This window comes from Streptomyces sp. NPDC055103, from assembly GCF_053607625.1.
The window spans coordinates 1-1,096 of record NZ_JBSGTX010000198.1; the positions used below are offsets into that span (position 1 = coordinate 1).

Genomic DNA, 1,096 nt, shown 5'->3' on the forward strand with positions numbered 1-1,096 from the left:
GGGCAGCAATTTTCAAGAAAGCTGAAGAAAGCTTTGAATGGGTGTGGAGCTACCACCACATTATTTTGGACGGATGGTGCTTCGGCATCGTCGTACAGGATCTATTTAAGGTATACAATGCTCTGCGCGAACAAAAGCCGTACAGCCTGCCGCCCGTCAAACCGTATAAAGACTACATCAAGTGGCTTGAAAAGCAGGATAAACAAGCATCACTGCGTTACTGGCGCGAATATTTAGAGGACTTTGAAGGACAAACGACGTTTGCGGAGCAAAGAAAGAAACAAAAGGACGGCTATGAGCCGAAAGAGCTGCTCTTTCCACTGCCGGAGGTGGAGACAAAGGCCTTTACCGAGCTTGCAAAATCGCAGCATACCACTTTAAGTACGGCGCTGCAGGCAGTCTGGAGCGTATTGATCAGCCGCTATCAGCAGTCTGGCGATTTGGCTTTCGGTACAGTTGTTTCAGGGCGTCCCGCGGAAATCAAAGGCGTTGAACATATGGTCGGGCTGTTTATCAACGTTGTCCCGAGACGTGTGAAGCTGTCTGAGGGTATCACATTTAACGGCTTGCTCAAGCAGCTGCAGGAGCAATCGCTGCAGTCTGAGCCGCACCAATATGTGCCGCTTTATGACATCCAAAGCCAGGCCGATCAGCCGAAACTGATTGACCACATCATTGTTTTTGAGAACTATCCGCTTCAGGATGCGAAAAATGAAGAAAGCAGTGAAAACGGCTTTGATATGGTGGATGTTCATGTTTTTGAGAAGTCGAATTATGATCTCAACCTGATGGCTTCCCCGGGAGATGAGATGCTGATTAAGCTTGCCTATAATGAGAATGTGTTTGATGAGGCGTTTATCCTGCGCTTGAAATCTCAGCTTCTCACAGCAATTCAGCAGCTCATCCAGAATCCGGATCAGCCTGTCAGCACGATCAACCTCGTTGACGACAGGGAGAGAGAATTTTTGCTAACCGGCTTAAACCCGCCTGCTCAAGCTCATGAAACAAAGCCTCTGACGGATTGGTTCAAGGAAGCAGTGAACGTCAATCCGGATGCGCCGGCGCTTACGTATTCCGGCCAGACCCTGTCTTATCG

The 1,096-nt window shown here is 48.9% G+C and carries 1 pseudogene; it reads left to right on the forward strand.

Annotated features, from left to right (window positions below):
- Positions 1-1,096, forward strand: a pseudogene (gene srfAC / locus ACWFR1_RS40490) (surfactin non-ribosomal peptide synthetase SrfAC); the annotation flags it as partial.